General features: G+C 47.2%; 13 protein-coding genes, 6 pseudogenes and 1 riboswitch. Of the genes and pseudogenes, 6 read left to right on the top strand and 13 right to left on the bottom strand.

Features of this window, described 5'->3' with window-relative positions:
• Nucleotides 1-650 precede the first annotated feature (650 nt).
• Nucleotides 651-1013: a winged helix-turn-helix transcriptional regulator gene (locus tag HH215_RS35305; RefSeq protein ID WP_169284741.1), complete on the bottom strand. Its 363-nt coding sequence runs from the start codon at nt 1011-1013 to the stop codon at nt 651-653.
• Between the two features lie 150 nt (nt 1014-1163).
• Here HH215_RS35305 and hxlA point away from each other — a divergent pair, with 150 nt between their 5' ends.
• Genes hxlA through HH215_RS35320 form a run of 3 tightly spaced genes read left to right on the top strand, consistent with a single transcriptional unit; the run spans nt 1164 to nt 3102 of the window.
• Nucleotides 1164-1796 (top strand): 3-hexulose-6-phosphate synthase, encoded by a 633-nt coding sequence (gene hxlA, locus HH215_RS35310; protein WP_169284742.1) that lies wholly within the window; start codon nt 1164-1166, stop codon nt 1794-1796.
• Nucleotides 1797-1805: 9 nt separating this feature from the next.
• Nucleotides 1806-2363, top strand: a complete 558-nt coding sequence (gene hxlB / locus HH215_RS35315; RefSeq protein ID WP_372490926.1) for a 6-phospho-3-hexuloisomerase — start codon at nt 1806-1808, stop codon at nt 2361-2363.
• A gap of 22 nt (nt 2364-2385) precedes the next feature.
• Nucleotides 2386-3102: a 3-ketoacyl-ACP reductase gene (locus HH215_RS35320; protein WP_169284744.1), complete on the top strand. Its 717-nt coding sequence runs from the start codon at nt 2386-2388 to the stop codon at nt 3100-3102.
• A gap of 756 nt (nt 3103-3858) precedes the next feature.
• Here the strand turns inward: HH215_RS35320 and HH215_RS37210 are convergent.
• From HH215_RS37210 to HH215_RS35340, 4 genes and pseudogenes are all read right to left on the bottom strand, one after another.
• Nucleotides 3859-3969 (bottom strand): annotated as a pseudogene (locus tag HH215_RS37210) (ATP-binding protein); the annotation flags it as partial.
• Nucleotides 3970-3984: 15 nt separating this feature from the next.
• The gene (locus tag HH215_RS35330) at nt 3985-5139 is read right to left on the bottom strand and encodes a PAS domain-containing protein (RefSeq protein WP_169284745.1); all 1155 of its coding nucleotides are present in this window, start codon (nt 5137-5139) and stop codon (nt 3985-3987) included.
• On the bottom strand, nt 5088-6518 hold the full coding sequence (locus HH215_RS35335; RefSeq protein WP_169284746.1) for an EAL domain-containing protein: 1431 nt from the start codon (nt 6516-6518) through the stop codon (nt 5088-5090). The genes HH215_RS35330 and HH215_RS35335 overlap by 52 nt, the downstream gene beginning before the upstream one ends.
• Nucleotides 6519-6665: 147 nt before the next feature.
• A riboswitch (cyclic di-GMP riboswitch) is annotated at nt 6666-6752 on the bottom strand.
• Nucleotides 6753-6935: 183 nt separating this feature from the next.
• Nucleotides 6936-7313 (bottom strand): annotated as a pseudogene (locus HH215_RS35340) (IS4 family transposase); the annotation flags it as partial.
• Between the two features lie 687 nt (nt 7314-8000).
• On the opposite strand from HH215_RS35340, the gene HH215_RS35345 reads away from it, so the two are divergent.
• The gene (locus HH215_RS35345) at nt 8001-9140 is read left to right on the top strand and encodes a zinc-dependent alcohol dehydrogenase (RefSeq protein WP_169284747.1); all 1140 of its coding nucleotides are present in this window, start codon (nt 8001-8003) and stop codon (nt 9138-9140) included.
• Nucleotides 9141-9244: 104 nt separating this feature from the next.
• On the opposite strand, the gene HH215_RS37135 is transcribed toward HH215_RS35345, so the two are convergent.
• On the bottom strand, nt 9245-9520 hold the full coding sequence (locus HH215_RS37135) for a hypothetical protein (protein ID WP_260067529.1): 276 nt from the start codon (nt 9518-9520) through the stop codon (nt 9245-9247).
• Between the two features lie 519 nt (nt 9521-10039).
• Nucleotides 10040-10882, bottom strand: coding sequence for an aldo/keto reductase (locus HH215_RS35350; protein ID WP_248551626.1), 843 nt, complete (start codon nt 10880-10882; stop codon nt 10040-10042).
• 228 nt (nt 10883-11110) lie between these two features.
• On the opposite strand from HH215_RS35350, the pseudogene HH215_RS37215 reads away from it, so the two are divergent.
• Nucleotides 11111-11253, top strand: a pseudogene (locus HH215_RS37215) (IS256 family transposase); the annotation flags it as partial.
• A gap of 66 nt (nt 11254-11319) precedes the next feature.
• Here HH215_RS37215 and HH215_RS36650 read toward each other — a convergent pair.
• Nucleotides 11320-11542: pseudogene (locus tag HH215_RS36650) on the bottom strand (NlpC/P60 family protein); the annotation flags it as partial.
• Between the two features lie 346 nt (nt 11543-11888).
• Between HH215_RS36650 and HH215_RS35355 the strand changes: the two are divergent.
• A pseudogene (locus HH215_RS35355) lies at nt 11889-12359 on the top strand (IS66 family transposase); the annotation flags it as partial.
• 104 nt (nt 12360-12463) lie between these two features.
• Here the strand turns inward: HH215_RS35355 and HH215_RS37140 are convergent.
• The 5 genes and pseudogenes from HH215_RS37140 to HH215_RS35380 form a co-directional block, all read right to left on the bottom strand.
• A pseudogene (locus tag HH215_RS37140) lies at nt 12464-12877 on the bottom strand (C40 family peptidase); the annotation flags it as partial.
• Nucleotides 12878-13290: 413 nt separating this feature from the next.
• Nucleotides 13291-14472: a hypothetical protein gene (locus HH215_RS35365; RefSeq protein ID WP_169284749.1), complete on the bottom strand. Its 1182-nt coding sequence runs from the start codon at nt 14470-14472 to the stop codon at nt 13291-13293.
• Nucleotides 14473-14500: 28 nt separating this feature from the next.
• The gene (locus tag HH215_RS35370) at nt 14501-14908 is read right to left on the bottom strand and encodes a DUF6075 family protein (protein WP_021877429.1); all 408 of its coding nucleotides are present in this window, start codon (nt 14906-14908) and stop codon (nt 14501-14503) included.
• Nucleotides 14909-15027: 119 nt separating this feature from the next.
• Nucleotides 15028-15447, bottom strand: coding sequence for a sigma factor-like helix-turn-helix DNA-binding protein (locus HH215_RS35375; protein WP_169284750.1), 420 nt, complete (start codon nt 15445-15447; stop codon nt 15028-15030).
• Nucleotides 15448-16451: 1004 nt separating this feature from the next.
• Entirely contained in the window at nt 16452-16913 is a 462-nt protein-coding gene (locus HH215_RS35380; RefSeq protein WP_021877427.1) for a hypothetical protein, read from the bottom strand.
• Nucleotides 16914-17006 lie beyond the last annotated feature (93 nt).

Raw genomic sequence — 17006 nt, forward strand, 5'->3', positions numbered from 1 at the left:
GGAATTTGTCGATGTAGCTGTGATTAGACCATCTTAAGCAGCTGAGGTTAGTAAAGTCATCAGATTATCTAGGTATGTAGTTCCTCGAGATTAACCATTATGTAAGTTAAGCATAGTTCCTCTTCGGGGGGCGACTTTCTTCGCCCCGCAAGCATGTAATGCCAAAAAGTTTACTTCTTTTGTGGTACGGTTCCCCGTATCACCACGTGATACCCGGATATACCCAACGGCACTTTTCTTTCTTTCCAAAAATGCCACCTTCCTCGAAATACTATAACATGTGCCTAAGGCGGGCGTATCCCACGATAATAACCAGTATCAGAGAAGGCACAACCTTCGTTTAAATGAAGGTTGTGCCTAGTTATTATTTCTAAATTTTTTGCATTTTTACGAACTCATCTTTACCGTATTTATTGACTAGTTTTTGAACACTTACTTCCTTCATAGATCAGACACAAAGTCCTTAATAATATCTATTTTAATATCCTCATCAGTTTTTAGTAACTTTTCAATTACAGTAGACATGTGTTTCACTCCGAGTATGCAAAATTTGGAGCATTAACTCCATGCCTGATAAAAAATAACACCCAAAAACCTCTCTTAATGACTCCCTAATATTGCTGCTACTAACCGAGCTCGCCTTCCGCCGTTCACCTCTCGGTGCCGCGAATCGTTACCTGCTCTCCCATATCCGCGATATAGTCCTTTCCCCACTCGTACATCAGATCCAGAATGGGAATCAGGCTCTCGCCGCGGGGCGTCAGACTGTATTCCACTTTAGGCGGCACGACGGGATACACTATTCGGTTCACGATGCCGTCGTCTTCCAGCTCCCGCAGTTGCGTCGTCAGCATGCGCTGCGTGATGTCCGGAATCAGCGATTTAAGCTCGCTGAACCGTTTGGTGCCCTCTTTTCCAAGGTGCCACATGATGATCATTTTCCACTTGCCGCCGATAATGGAGAGCGTCAGTTCTTTCTCGCAATTGAATACCTTGTCTTCATTTCTGCTCATGCTGCAGTCCGCCTCCTACACCTTAGTATACTTTTAGACACTATATAACAAAATTGTGCCTACTTCCAGTTTTGATACCTTCTCCTTATAATTAAGTTCAGCCTAGCGCATACTTAGTATATTCACACTCAAAGGAGGCACTCATTCATCATGAAACTTCAGCTTGCACTCGATCTGGTGAACATCCAGGAAGCCAAGGAAGTCGTCAAGGAAGTACAGGAATATATCGATATCGTCGAGATCGGCACTCCGGTCGTCATTAACGAAGGGCTTCTCGCCGTGAAGGAAATCAAGGAGGCGTTCCCGAATCTGGACGTGCTGGCCGATCTAAAAATCATGGACGCGGGCGCTTACGAGGTCATGAAGGCTTCCGAAGCCGGGGCCGACATCATCACGGTGCTGGGCGCGACCGACGATTCCACCATCCGCGGCGCGGTGGAGGAAAGCCGCAAGCACGGCAAGAAAATTCTGGTCGACATGATCAACGTGAAAAACCTGGAGGAACGCGCGCGCGAAGTCGATGCGCTCGGCGTTGATTACATCTGCGTGCATACCGGATATGATTTACAGGCGGAGGGCGAGAATTCCTTCGAACAGCTTCGCGTGATCAAAAACGTCGTGAAGAACGCCAAGACGGCGATTGCAGGCGGGATCAAGCTCGCCACGCTGCCGGAAGTCATCGAGGCGTCCCCGGATCTGGTCATCGTCGGCGGCGGCATTACGGGCCAGGCGGACAAGCGTGCCGCGGCGGCCGAAATTAAGCGGCTGATTTCGGCGCGTTAAGCGATGGCGCTGTCCATCAAGCGCCATGCGGCGCATATCGTGCAAGAGCTCGAGCATGCCGCATCGCTGCTCACAGAAGACGCCGGCGAACGGCTGACGGAAGCGATTCTCGGGGCCGGACACATATTTGTGGCGGGGGCGGGACGCTCCGGCCTCATGATGAAGGCTTTCGCGATGCGCCTGATGCATCTGGGGCTGCAAGCCCATGTCGTGGGCGAGACGGTAACACCAGGTATTACTATGGGTGACCTGTTGCTGATCGGCTCCGGTTCGGGCGAGACGCAGACCTTGATCAGCATGGCCGAAAAGGCGAAGGCGCTGGATGCGGACGTCGCCGCACTCACCATCCAACCGCAGTCGACGATCGGAGCGCGGGCCGACATCGTCGTCCAGCTGCCGGGAGCGCCGAAGGACCAGGCGTCCGGCAGGGATTTGACGGTGCAGCCGATGGGATCGTTGTTCGAGCAGACGCTTCTGGTTGTACTAGACGCCGTCATCCTTCGGATCATGGAATCGCAGCGCCAGAACTCCGGCAAGATGTACGGCAATCACGCGAATCTGGAATAACGGACAGGAGGGAAAGGCAAGCATGCTCAAAGGTAAAACGGCTATTATTACAGGCGCGGGTAAGGGGATCGGACTCGCGGTCGCCCGCGCCCTCGCGCAGGAAGGCGTGCGTCCGGGCCTGATGGCGCGTTCCGCGCCAGACCTGGAACGCGCGCAGAAAGAGCTGAAGGAGACGTACGGCGTCGACGCCGCCATCGCGATGGCCGACGTCGGCAACCGCGGCGAGGTCGAAGCGGCTGTCGCCCGCTTGATCGGCGAGCTCGGCACCGTCAACATCCTGATCAACAACGCGGGAACGGCGACGTTCGGTACCGTGACGGACATGGATCCCGAGGAGTGGCAGCATATCGTTCAGGTCAACCTGATGGGGACGTACTACGTTACACGCGCCGTGCTGCCAACGATGCTGGAGCGCAAGTCCGGCGACATCGTCAATGTCGCGTCCACGGCCGGAGAACGCGGCTTCGCGACGGGTTCAGCCTACTGCGCGTCTAAATTCGCCGTGATGGGCCTGACGGAATCCCTCTTCCATGAGGTCCGCAAGTCCAACATCCGGGTCGCCGCCTTGACGCCGAGCACCGTGAACACGGAACTCGCCGTCAGGACGGGCTTGCCGGTCGGCCCGGAGGAGCGGATGATGCAGCCCGAGGACGTGGCGCAGCTGGCGATCGCGGCCCTCACGCTGCCGTCGCGCGTCGTTTTAAAAACCGCGGGCATTCTCACGACCAACCCGCAATAATCACCGGCATACACAGAAAGGGCATCCCGACCGGACCTTTGCGGGATGCCCTTTTTTTGAACCTTTCTTTGAATGTAACCTTTCACATGCTCGATTACATTAACATTAATTTCTTTGCATTCTTCACATGTGGGTGACTCCAAGTCATACTAACACTACTGTCACTGTTATTATCGTTTTAGGTAACCCGAAGCCTTGACTTGAAAAAATGGCATGAAATTGGCCCGATTAGCTCTATACCAAGCTAATCGGGCTTCATCTTCCCCATTCCCTCACCCTACCCACACCGGCCTTTTTTCGCACCTCTACCCCTTCCAACACAGAAATTTAGGGACAGACAATGTCGGTGATATTCAGCAATAGTCACCGACATGCTTACTAATCCCCTCTCGGTCTACAAAGGGGTCGCAAGAGCACGCAGTCTCTCGCCGATTGGCGTAGAGCAAAGACAATAGCCACTTTAAGGATCATGCATCGAATTGATGAAATCTATAATGAATCATCTCAACTTTGGTTACCGACGAATGACAAAATTCCATTAAGAATCAGGACTTTGTAGTCAATAAAAGTGCGTACACCGATTGTTTTACAAGAAGCGGCCGAGGAAATTGCTTCTGATTCGAGTGAAATTTTGAGTTTTTTCTTCAATATTAGGGATCAGAATGGCAAGCCATTCATTCTTGGATCGGTGACGTACGAATACAACCGTAACTGGGATTCCTGGAGCAAGCTCTGTCCGTATCTGATGGGTAAAATCACATCAACAATGGTTCCTTCGTTGACCGTGCTTTCGATGTGAATACTCCCTCCGTGTACGTGGACAATCTTGTTGCTGACCGTTAGGCCTAATCCCGTCCCCTTTTCTTTGGAACTATAAAAGGGTTAACCAATGGATTTAATTCGTTCCAATGAAATGCCACTTCCTTGGTCTACAAATCGAAATTTGATAAATTCTGAATCGTGGCATAGAATCTGTGTTTTGATGATTCCACCGTTTGGCATAGCGTCAACCGCATTCTGGAGAATGTTAATAATTACTTGCTTGATTTGATTCTCATAGCAGTAAATACGTGGTACTTCCGAGTCGTGTTCTTCAATAATTTCAATGTTGTTTAATATGGAGTGTGTACTGAATAACAACACCTCCTGTTGTAAAACAACCGCCGCATCAACTTCCTGCATTTCCGGAGCTTGGGGTTTGGCAAGTGTTAAAAATCCCCATACTATAGCTTCCAATCTCCCAACCTCAGATAGAATCAATTCAATATACTCGGGTTTTTCGTTACCTTGTTGTAACAGCTGGGCGAATTCCTTGATCGAGGTTAGAGGATTTCTAAACTCATGTGCAACCCCTGCAGCCATTTGACCTACTATCAATAGCTTTTCAGTTCGTAGAAGGAGTTCTTCTGCCTTCTTTCGTTCCGAAATATCACGAGACGCGTACACGCATTGCACTACTTTGCGATTTTCATCAAATATAGGAGTGCCCCTGGTCTCGATATATACCCAACTGCCATCTGCTTTTTTACACCTCCACTCAAAATCGAACGTTGATTTTAATGTAACCATGTCATTGAATTGCTTCTTAACATACGCAAGATCGTCAGGATGAACGAAATAAAAAGCAGAATTTCCTTCAAATTCGCTGGACGAAAACCCCAAGACCAATTCATGGGACGGCGAGGCGTATAGAACTATACCTTCCATATCCACGACACCGACTAAATCCTGGGTATTTTCGGCAATAAAACGATACTTTTCTTCTCTCTCAGCGAGACGTTCAGAGATATCACGATACCGTTGTTCGCTCTCACGGAGTTTCCATTCCTGTATCTTGCGTTCTGTAATCTCCCGACCAGTTACTAAGATGCTATCAATCTTACCATCGGACGTTAGAATGGGAGTCCCTATGCCTTCGAGCCAAATGCAGGTCTCGTCCACTTTAACGAATCGCCACTCAAGACGTACCGAAGTCTTGGTGGATATCATTTCATCCCAACGTTCTCTGATGAGTGCAAGATCATCGGGGTGTACCATAGAGAAAGGGTAGTTTCCTTCAAATTGGGAAGCTTCCCCCCGAACATCCGAATGTGGGATGGCGAAGCGTACTGTAATACACCATTAGTATCCAAGATGGCAATCAGGTCTTGTGAATTCTCCCCAATCAATCGGTATTTTGACTCTTGCTCCACGAGGTATTGTGTGAGAAGAGACGCTTCCCTTTCTTTTTTGATACGATCACTTATATCGACAGCCGAGCCGATTACCTCTGCTACTTGTCTCCCTCTATGGATAGGGCGTAAGGAAGCCAAATACCAAATTCCGTTGTATTGACCTTCATAAGTGACGTTCTCCTCTCCACCCCAAGCTCTTTCGTAATATTGAGACTTCCGTTCAGCATCATTGAGCGGGAGGAATTCATGAGGCTCCTTTCCTACGACTTGTTCGGGTGTTAGACCCATGCGATATAACAATTCACCATCACACAAAGTATGAATAAATTTTCCATCATGCCGAGTCAACTTAAAAGTCATACCTTGCTGGTATCTCAACGTAACTGCTAATTCCTGCTTTGTTTTGTGCAAAGCTTCTTGTAACCATTTTTCTCTGAATAATGCTGAAGGTATTCCATCTCTACTAAAAATCTTCTCTATTTGATGGAATGCCACCAGAAATTCCGATGGCGGCAAAGGTTTGCTAAACAAATAACCTTGCCCTAAATCGCAGAGGTTTTGTTGGAGAAATATCAATTGCTCTTTCGATTCGATTCCTTCAGCAACGACCTCCACATTTAATTCATGCCCCAGAGCAATAATTGCCTTGACAATCGTTGCATCCTTCATGTTCACCAGGCAGTTATTCACAAAACATTGATCAATTTTTATAATGTCAATCGGCAATTCTTTGAAGTTATACAGGGAACTATACCCTATCCCGAAGTCATCCAAACTGATTTTTATACCGAGATTTTTTAATTGTCTTAGAATTGGAACAATTCGGACAATTTCCATCGTCATGTATTCCGTAATTTCAAGCTCCAGATACGATGGAACAAGCCCTGTCTCATGCAAAATATTTTCCACACTTTCCACAAAATCAGGTTGATAAAATTGACGTACAGAGAGGTTGACTGCCATTATAAGTGTTGGGGCACCTGCATCCTGCCATGCCTTGCTCTGAGTACAAGCGGTTCGCAACACCCATTCACCGATGGGGGAAATCAGATTAGTCTCTTCTGCGAGTGGAATAAACTGTGTTGGAGTAAGAAGTCCTTGTTCTGGATGCTCCCATCGGATCAATGCTTCAACGCCTGTGATTTTCCCCGAAGCCAAATCCAATTTTGGCTGATAGTACAGTTGGAACTCTTGACGTTCCAGTGCTTCTCTTAAATCTTTCTCTAATTGTTGAATCCCCATTGTTACCTCCCCCTACTCGTGTTGTTGATGAGACGACAAAGTACCTGTGGTATCGAGGATGAATTTATCGAATTACGGGGGACTATCGCTGTTCTCGCCACTCTAATCCCCAACAAACAGACTAGAGACAACGAAAAAAACGCAACACACGGCAACCTGGCAACCATAACGAACATGCGTATTAGGCCCATGGCTTTGCGTCCCCATCTTTCAATGGGTTTGCCATTTCAATTGTTAATCTTCAACCACATTATGCCATGGTTCGACAATCTTCTGCAATATTCTCTTTGTCCATGAATATTGACTTTGCGAAGATACCAAGTTGATTAGGGTTTCCAATGAGCTTTCGGACAAATGAAGCGCTTTAGCACGGGATTACCGTGCTATCCCTCGCGACAACATTAGCACATAGGTTAACTTTTCGAACATCAAATCGTCGACGATGAAGACGGTATCCCGATCCGCAGAAGTCAGCGCATCCACCTTTTCCACCTTTTTCATGGTGGCCACGCTAAGCGAAGTCAGAAAACGACGCCATGCAAAGCCGGCATGATTGAGAAAGCAATAAACCGCAGCTTTGCCGGCCTTCGAATCGTCCTTGCGGCTTTCAAGCAGGCGAAACCAGTTTTTCTGATGAAATAACAAAACGAAGACGAGTTGGAACAGCCGGGCGCAGCTAAAGCCAAAACGTTTACGGAATCCAGCTTGTTGCAAATGCTGCATGACTTTCAATTCTTGGAACGCTGGCTTTAGTTCGTTAGGCATTTGAATCAATTCGGATGGATGGGATATCATTAGGTAGACACCACCTCTTCGGTTAAAGTGATTGCTCAAAACTTTCACTTAGCAAACGAAGCGGTGTTTTTCTATTAACAAGCCCAGTATCTGATCGCCTTGGAAGCCTGCAACGACATGACTTCAAGACGAATTTCGCTCTGCGAAATTTGGGTTGGTAACCTACAAGTATTGTTAAAGCCATAGAAGAACTAGGTGCAGCTTCGAAGTAAGTTTTGATCTGGTTCGCGAGAATGTCTTTGAGGATTTGGGAAGACAATTTTATATAGTCGCGCGTGAATTTGCTACAGGACCAAAGTTCCGACGGGAAGGCCGTGCACCGTACCTGCACATTCTTCATTGCTTGCTGTTAGTAATGAATGGACATTAGATTTAGTACAAGCAATGCGCGATAATCCAGAATAAAGAGGTAGTGTGGTCAAGTTGTTAACAAAGGGTATTTAGATAGTTTTATTAACTGTGAGCACAAGGATTTATTTAGTGAGGTTTTGTTCTTTGATAACCTTACAAATACCCTTAGTGTTGAATTTACTTTCACGTGAATCTTTCCGTCCTCCGTCTCCTTTCTTGTTCTTAGGCGCTCCGCGACTGTCGAATTTACCGTATATCGAATGTATAATCCTCTCTCCAATTTCATAATAGAAGCATGCATGCAAATTCAAGGCATGTCATAACAGGAGGGCGATTATGAAGGCTGTAACATTCCATGGCATGAAGAACATGCAAGTGACGCAGGTCGCGGATCCGACGATTCAGAAAAAAGACGGGATTATCGTCAGGATCACCTCGACCGCCATATGCGGTTCTGATCTCCATATATACCAGGGGGCGATTCAAGCCCAAACCGGATACGTGATCGGCCATGAACCGATGGGCATCGTCGAAGAAGTAGGCCCTGAGGTGACAAAGGTCAAGAAAGGGGACCGGGTCGTGCTCCCGTTCAATATCTCGTGCGGCAGCTGTCATTACTGCCAGCATGAAATGGAGAGCCAATGCGACAACTCCAACCCCAATCCCCAAGTGGATACGGGAGCTTACTTTGGGTTTACCGAACGGTATGGGAATTATTGGGGCGGACAAGCCGAATTGCTTTACGTGCCATACGGCAATTTCATGCCCTTCGTTATTCCGGAGTCATGCGAATTGGAGGATGAGAAGCTCCTGTTCCTGTCCGACGTGCTGCCGACGGCCTATTGGAGCGTGGACAACGGCGGCGTGAAGCAGGGGGATACGGTTGTGGTGCTCGGCTGCGGCCCCGTCGGCTTGATGGCGCAAATATTCGCTTGGATGAAAGGGGCCAAACGGGTCATCGCGATCGACAATCTCCCGTACCGGCTGAACCATGCCAAAAAAATGAATAACGTCGAAACCTTCAACTTTGAAGATTTCAAAGACATGGGGCTGCATATAAAAGAAATAACGGGCGGGGGCGCGGATGTCGTCATCGATTGCGTCGGAATGGACGGCAAGAAGACGCCATTGGAGGAGGAAGAGCAAAAGGCCAAGCTGGTTGGCGGAACACTTAGCCCGATCAACATCGCGATGAATGCGGTGCGGAAATTCGGCACGATTCAGATTACGGGAGTATACGGTTCTAAATACTACCAGTTCATGTTCGGAAACATTTGGGAACGAAACGTGAAGCTAACCATGGGACAGGCGCCCGTGATCCATTACATGCCGATGCTGTATCAAAAAATTATGGCAGGCGAGTTCGATCCGACGGAGATCATCACGCATAAAGTGCCGCTCGATCAGGCGCATAACGCGTATAACACCTTTTACAATCATGCGGACGAATGCATTAAATTCGTACTGAAGCCTTAAATGATGACATGAGAAAAGAGGCTGTGCCACGGGGTATTGTACCCTGAGGGACAGCCCCATGTGTTTAGCCGATTCTTCTTCAATATTAGCAGGACCAAGTTTCATTATAGGCCTAAAACCGCCAGGTTTACAGCAAGCTCCCTGGAGACCCGATCCGCGACTCTTGCACCGACCGCCCTGACGATTTTCCCTTCGAATGACAACGGAATCCCCCTCCGAACACGACCACGCGTCCGTTGGTTGGTCGTAATGAACCCGTAAAGTTCCCCGTTCAGGACCGCCAAAAGAGCAACGCTCGCCGCAGGCATCTTTAGCGCGACCGCCGTCCATGCCTTATTATGGGTGATGTCGGACATAGGCCAGCCAGGAATGGTGTCCATCCGATGAGAAGCAACAAAATTCCCGTCATCGTCTACATGGCTATCACCTCCGCGATCCCGAACTCCCTTGCCCGTAGCTCCGCTGCGTGAATCAACACTTTGGCGACTTCCAAGTAATTTTCATCATCTGCGTCTTCTCCCAGTTTATCTGTGTCCAGTGACATTAGAGTTGGTAAATAGAAAAATATCACGAAAAGTCCCGAACATTCAATCTTATGTCGGGACTTTTCTGTTTCTGAGGAGCTGGCTAACAGAGGTGGAATCAATTCGGCTCCATAATGATGGGTGTGAGAGATACCTTGTTCGATCTTGAGGTAAGCGAACATGCGAAAGCATCGTTCCTTGAGGATTATTCGCTATTGGCAAGCTTGCCCACGGGGGCAATCAACAGAAGGAAAAATTCGTAAAAGAGAACATGGAGAGATGTGCTACAGTTGTCGAAACTGACGGAAAAGCAGCGGTTTTAAATTCGGGAATCCAACAAGTCTAACCTGCGGAAACTTTCATGTGAAGGCTTTCTTAAATAATGTCGAGCCGAACCTTTCTAGTGGGTTTGAAGAACGCCTCATCCAACATCCCCAAGTCTTCCTCGGTAAGCTTAATACGTTCCGCCTCCGCATTCTCTTCGACATGCGCTGCTGTTGACGCCTTAGGAATGGCAATTACGTCACCGCTTCTAATGCACCAAGCCAAGAGAATCTGAAGTGGCTTCACGCCATGTCGATCGGCAATTTCCTTAACCGCTGGATGCTCAACCAACCCTCTTCGTAAAGTGCCCGCCTGGGCAAGCGGACTATAGGCCATTATCGGGATTTTTCGCTCTCTCAACCAAGGAAGCAGGTCGTATTCTACACCGCGGGAACCGAGATGATACAGTACCTGATCGACCATGCAATTCGTCCCTCGCGCCGCGTCGAACAGTTCTTTCATATCGTCCGTGTCCAGGTTAGAGACACCCCATCGCAAAATTTTCCCCGCTTCGACCAACTGCTCCATCGCTTCTACCGTTTCGCTTAGAGGAATACTTCCTCTCCAGTGAAGAAGATAAAGGTCGAGACGGTCCGTCTTTAACCGCTTCAAGCTTTGTTCGCAGCTGCCGACGATGCGATTCAGACCAGCGTTGTGCGGGTACACTTTGGATACCAGAAACACTTGATCTCGGATCCCTTCGATCGCTTCTCCAACCAAGGACTCGGATCTGCCATCACCATACATTTCAGCCGAATCGATCAGGTTCAATCCAAGCTCCACACCGCGTCTTAACGTGCGAAGCTCTTCATTTTTCATGGACGGCTCATCCCCCATATACCACGTACCTTGACCGATTCTGGGCAAAGTTGTCCCATCAGTTAGGGTTACCACGCGCCCACCCCCTTATTTTTTTTTAATTTTTCCTGCAGCGCACCGTCCTATTCTCCATAGCGAATATATTGGGCGATGTTTTTGCAGTGGTCTCCCATACATTCTAAGTTGCTAATATGACGTACAATTGTTTGTCTACCATGATTTGGAGACTTAAAAGACAACAAAAAAGTAGGATATCCTCGGGGTTACGACGCCACCAAGAAAGGATCCTACTCGAGGACTACTATACCCTAAACTTGCTTGCCAATCTATTTGATAATGCTATCACCTCGTTCGTGAAAGAAAACTTGGAATCCATCCGTGCAGAAATCAAACACTACATGGAGGAAGAGCCCGGCGGCGAGCACAATAGTCGCAATGGCTACTACGGGCTGAGATGTGTTTCTTAATATACGTCACTGCACAAGAAGTCTCACAAAAATGAACGAAATGCCTCAATTTTGAAAATACGGCCTGCCGTACATTACTTGAAGATCGGCGTCAAATACATTCGATAAACAACCTGTAACCGTCTGGAGGAGGCATCGATAACTTTGCCCTCGCCGGCATAAATGCCGACATGCGAAATATTCATAAACCTCCCTTTCGGTCGTAGTTCCAGAAAATCAAATCTCCTGCCATTAGCTCATCAGAGGCAAGGGAAAGTCCGTTATCCACGCGTTAGCATGAACTGGGATAATCCTACTTAAGTGCCATTCAAACTGTTCTAACCCGCCTTGACTTCCAATGTTCCGGGCACCTTTCTTACCTTTGTCTTTCAAATCATTTTTAACAAATCCTTGATATTATTAAGTCTTATTTTAGTGTACGATTCATATTTTTTTGACCTGATAAAGTATCAATACTTATCTCACAGAAAGATTCTATTTGCTCAAGACTCTTGCTTGTTTCTAATGAAAATAAAGCATCAAAATTTTTTTCGCTGTAAGTTCAAAATTGGAGGCATCATTAAATGAAAGCGGCGCCGGAGGCCAAAGGCAACCCGGAAACCGTCGCAGCCTAGGGATTGGCGTATTGCAACCAGCTCTTTGTGATTGAACGAGATCTGCAGGAAGCTACAGCGGAAGATCACCACCTCGCACGGGCCGAGCGAAGCCAGCCCATGCTACATGCTTACTTTGCATGGCTGCGCCAGCAAAAATGCCGAACGATGCCGAAGAGCTTGGTCGGCCAAGCAATAGCTTACAGCTTGAATCAATGGGAGAAACTGACGGCGTTTCTGAATGACGGGCGTCTTGAAATCGACAATAACCGCAGTTAGCGTTCGATCAAGCCCTTTGTGATCGGGCGAAAAAATTGGTTGTTTGCGAATACCCCGCTGGGAGCTACGGCCAGTGCTGCCATTTACAGCGTGATCGAGACGGCGAAAGAAAATGGCCTGCATCCGTTCAAGTACCTGATGTACCTGTTCGAGCAACTGCCGAAGCTTGCAGATCTGAAAGACCCGCATGCACTGGAGCCTTATATGCCGTAGTCGCCGTCACTACCGGACTCCTTCCGTCTCACGTAATCTCTATCCATCATACACTCGCTCCCATCTGACTGGTAGGTTGGGGCTATTTGACGCTCACCTGTACCTCACACTTGAACCGCAGGTCTTCCAAACAACACTTGCTTGTCCGAATCGAACAGATTGCGGTACACTACTTGTCCCCGGCTTGAGGAAGCATCTACAACTTTGCCATCCCCCGCATAAATTCCAACGTGGGTAATATCCATAAACCTACCATTATGCTCGTAGCTCCAAAATATTAGATCGCCAGGAACCAGGTCTGCCGCGCTTACTGTCAGGCCATTTTCTACGCAAAATCTTGCTTGTTCTGCTGCGGTTCTTGGCAGGTTAATGCTTAGCTGTCGATAAACCCACTGAACGAGATAGCTACAATCTGTAAAGTCATCCTGTCCGGCCTTCGGTTGACTGTACGGATCACCTAAACGAGTTAGCGCCAATTTGACGACTTCACTGCCTATTTCTCCCTCGGGCAAATGCTGCCCAATATCCGCTAGCTGCCCCGGCGTCAAGCCAATATCCGTTTCTTTACCCAGCATCGCAAACATGAGTGGCCGAAACTCTCCAGACATCATTTCCTTCATGATGTCCATCTGTTCATTTGTAAAGTGATAAGATTCAGCCTGTTGCTCCGCAGTTTTGCTCGAAACAGTAATATGCAAAATGTGTTCATAGCTGGTAGTCGTCTCTTCGCTGGTAGTCCCATCTTCATGCTCTACCGTAACACTTTCCGTATGTTCGATCGTTTCGATACGGGATTCCAGTTGATTCATGTCCCAAAACACCGATTGGATGATCCCAATCCTTGTTGCATCAAGTGTTGCTACATCCATTCCGTTTTCTGAATCCATGACAGTCTTCACGGCAAAAACGGTTATAATATCCATCCAATTATCTATTCGCGTGTTGTCCGCGCTACCGGGTAATGAAACTCCACCCGGTCTACACGGCCAGCGGACTGCTGTATTTCTGCCAGTCGGTCGGCATACTCAATGTCCAGCTCTTGAACGATTCGGGAAAGCGGCTTTACATCGGCATCCGTGTTTTCACCGGAAACAAAGATGCTGAACGGAGAGGAAATGACAGCTGCTATAGCCATAACAATGCACAGCAATACAATAACGGTGCTACTAATCCCCAAAAGCGCGGCTACCCCTTTGACAAGCAAAGCGGCTGCTTTTACTACCATTTTAATGATCCGAAGATTTAATCGCGCCGCAGCTTGTGCCCTTTGAATAGAGCGGCGGGCAGTCATCGCCATCTGTGCAGTCCGCTGCGCTGTCCTGGCACTATTCATTTTTCCTTCCGCTTGATAATCAGAGGGGCTTTTAGCCTGTCCTAGCCGTTGTCCCGTTTTTATAAATGGCGATAATGTCTTAAATTTCCTTTCTTTACGTTTGATCGTATGGCTTGCTTGCTTGGATATAGCGAAGGGGATTCGGGATGACGGTGGCCTGAAATGCCGCTTCCTCATGCTTACTGACGTTAGCGCTTTTGGACGATTCACGCGTACATTTGCTGAATGAGATGCCGCGGCGGCAAATGCTCCTTTTTTCCCGGCCGGTTCTTGATCTCTACCTTCCCGATTTAGAATTCGGTTAGTAAAGCTATTTTTGCGAAGAGGATGCAAAAGCCGGGCATTGACCCGGCTCCGTATAAAGCGTTGTTTTTTTGATTGATGGTTAGCTGACAAGTGATATTTCCCATCTACCGGCTTGCGGAGATGCAACCTACGGGCAAGTCGCAATTGACGTGTACCTGAAGGCTTAGTAATTATAGCAGCGGGGTTCTGTATCGATATTGTATCCCCTTCTGACTTTGCCCGCCTTTTTTGAATGAACCTTATCAATCTTTTGCTAGCAACCACGCTCATTCCAATTTGAAAACGTACCGTTTTATCTATGGCCGATGCAGAATGGTGCTGCGCATATTCATTTGGAGATTGTGAAATCGTCTTGTCATTGTCTTTGTGTTGTTTTGTGCGTGCGCTCGAATGTTTTACACGATCCATCAAGTTTGGCAGTCTGTCCAAACGTTTAATATCTTTCACAACAGTCCTCGTTTTAATATCCTTCATCTATTCCACTCCCCTAGCTTGTTGCCATTCAGCGAACTTGTTCGTTCAGCCGCTTGAAATTCTTCTCCTGGCTTCGGCAATAGTCCGGATAACGAAGTTGAATCGCTTCAAAAAAATAGGGAGCGTAGCTGCAATCGAATAATTCGTGGGGAGTAGAGTAGCGTTCCCCACCTTTTTCCGTCCAGCCATTCCACAGATTAAAAGCAAGCCTACACACGCGGATAGAACTACCGGTTTGCCACGAGGCTGCGAGACCTCCGGGCTTAATGCCCCCATTAGAAAAATCAAACAAATCGCGGATATGACTCCGAGTATCGCGGGAAATACCTAATGTGTAGAAAAGTGCCCGATGATAGCCGTCGCTGCATTTCCTTTCATCCAGCATCCGATAGTAGAAACTTTCGTGTTCAGCATCTCGAAATCGAATCGGATTCATTGTTACCTGCCCCTCTCATGGAAAATGAGCGGCTGGTAATACCCAGCCGCCGCCTACATAAAGCTCTCTAACTATCTGTTCATTTTGGCAAGCAAATCGGACCCTTTGACCTACCGCAATCACATTTTATTGAGAAACTGCGCCATTTGTTTTAAGCCGCGTTCAATAGATTTTCGTACTGCCCGTTCATCAACTTGTTCAGCTTGGGCAATCGCTACTTTGCTCATGCCTAAGAAGAAATGAGCATAAATTCGTCTGAACGATTTTTCCGGCAATCGACACATAGCCGCATAAAGCTGCTCATTGGAAAGCTTACGCTCGTAATATTCCTCCGGGGAAATCGAAAGGAAAAGAATATCTTGTTCTATACCGTCGTTCCGATCAAGCGAGTAATAAGCGCGATGACGATAGGTGCGCAATTTGTATGCACTTTCGTTTAAGTCGAAACGGCGGATTTCTTGTGCCACTTCATCATCTAGGTCGATCCATACATCCGTTTTGATAAAGGGATACATATCCCGCAAATTAATCCTTTTCATATTCGTCCCTCCATTTTGGTTTGTGAGCAAACCAAAATGGAGGGGAGAGCGACAGCCAACGCTCCCTTTAAAACGATTGTTGATTGTGTTACATAAATAAAAAAGACCTTGCCGCTCAGCAATCCAATGCTGATTTGCAGCCAAGTCTGATAGTAATATCCATCGTTGAGGCGTTATGAGCCGTACGAATAGTAAAAACACATAAAAGGATCGTGGTTTGACATTGCATGCAACGTGGGGCACATAATATCAATTTCCCTCCTCACATGGCAACACCATTGCGAGAGGAATAACCAGTCTGTTTTATGATGGTGTTGTCCTACGTTTTAGTTCAAACGCTCCTTTTTGATTGTCCCGTATCACATGCCTTCAGCACTCGTCACTGTAATAGCTACCTTCTTTTGGGTTTCAATCAGAAAATAAAAAAGAGCGTTTCGCTTCTTTTTGCTGATCACAGCAAAAAATGAAGCGGCGCTCAATGGCTGGAATGCAAAGTAATGCGCATAGAATGAATACAGATGTATCCAGTTCAGGATGGCATGTCTACCTATTTCTAAATTACAGATTAATAGGAACCGCATCATCGCCCTCCTTTCATCGGTATTATTGTACGAATTAATGGGGAACATGACGAAACCATGCATGGAACAAGTTATGCCCGTTTCGTCAATCCTCGCTTCACAAACATAAAGGACAGCCGATGATCTTGTAGGCTGCCCTTAAGCTTGCTATACTATCATCGTATCAGGAAAATCGTGCATATTGGGTGCATAATTCGTGCAAAATAAGAGCAAATCTAGTGCAGCGTTCGGTGCATGTTCGGTGCAAGAAAGATTCACGGCATCTCTTCTCTTGGTGAGGAGTTAATCGTACTCGGAGAGATTGAACTGACTGCTAAAAATGGGGGTAGACCCTAGAGCCTGTTTGAAAACGGGGATATTCTTCAATTCACGAACCATAAAAATAGAAGATGCGTATGTGCATCTTCTGAAGTAATGATATGATCAGTCTTCTCCAAAGGAATCCAGTTCCAACAGGACCGCCCGATCTTTGATTTTTCGATATACTTTATGCAGAATTCGCTTCCGATGATAAAAGAACGCGCGGCGGGAAAGTGCAATGCGATCTATAATGACCGAAAGCGCCAGTTTATCCAAATATCGTAGACGAACGAACAAAATTTCCTCTGTGGTGAGAGCCGAGAAAGCGTAATCGATCAATCCGATTCTCGATAATAGCAACGGGATTTCATGTTCAGTGATCTCTATCCGATGAATGACCGTACGCAACAATGGTTCTTGTTTTCTTCCATTGCCATGATTCACCCATTCATGCAGAGCCCTCGTTAATCCCGGAATATGCTTAAGCTCTGCCTGCGCATATTCCAACCTTGCTTTCCAATCACTATAGGACATAAGCCATGCTTCCACTTTTTCATAGGGGATGGACTGTTGAGTAAGATTCATCAGACACCCTCCCCAATTCCAAGAAATACTACAACTCTCCTTCCGCAAAACTGCTGAATGAAGTGCAAATCAATCCATGTTAATAAACATAAT

Origin of the sequence: Cohnella herbarum, from assembly GCF_012849095.1 — a bacterium.
In the GTDB taxonomy this organism is placed as follows: Bacteria; Bacillota; Bacilli; order Paenibacillales; family Paenibacillaceae; genus Cohnella; species Cohnella herbarum.

Coding starts and splice junctions, on each gene's coding strand:
- HH215_RS35305 (WP_169284741.1), bottom strand. CDS start 1,013: ATGAGCAGAAATGAAGACAAGGTATTCAATTGCGAGAAAGAACTGACG.
- hxlA (WP_169284742.1), top strand. CDS start 1,164: ATGAAACTTCAGCTTGCACTCGATCTGGTGAACATCCAGGAAGCCAAG.
- HH215_RS35320 (WP_169284744.1), top strand. CDS start 2,386: ATGCTCAAAGGTAAAACGGCTATTATTACAGGCGCGGGTAAGGGGATC.
- HH215_RS35330 (WP_169284745.1), bottom strand. CDS start 5,139: ATGGTACACCCCGATGATCTTGCACTCATCAGAGAACGTTGGGATGAA.
- HH215_RS35335 (WP_169284746.1), bottom strand. CDS start 6,518: ATGGGGATTCAACAATTAGAGAAAGATTTAAGAGAAGCACTGGAACGT.
- HH215_RS35345 (WP_169284747.1), top strand. CDS start 8,001: ATGAAGGCTGTAACATTCCATGGCATGAAGAACATGCAAGTGACGCAG.
- HH215_RS37135 (WP_260067529.1), bottom strand. CDS start 9,520: ATGGACACCATTCCTGGCTGGCCTATGTCCGACATCACCCATAATAAG.
- HH215_RS35365 (WP_169284749.1), bottom strand. CDS start 14,472: ATGAAGGATATTAAAACGAGGACTGTTGTGAAAGATATTAAACGTTTG.
- HH215_RS35370 (WP_021877429.1), bottom strand. CDS start 14,908: ATGAATCCGATTCGATTTCGAGATGCTGAACACGAAAGTTTCTACTAT.
- HH215_RS35375 (WP_169284750.1), bottom strand. CDS start 15,447: ATGAAAAGGATTAATTTGCGGGATATGTATCCCTTTATCAAAACGGAT.
- HH215_RS35380 (WP_021877427.1), bottom strand. CDS start 16,913: ATGAATCTTACTCAACAGTCCATCCCCTATGAAAAAGTGGAAGCATGG.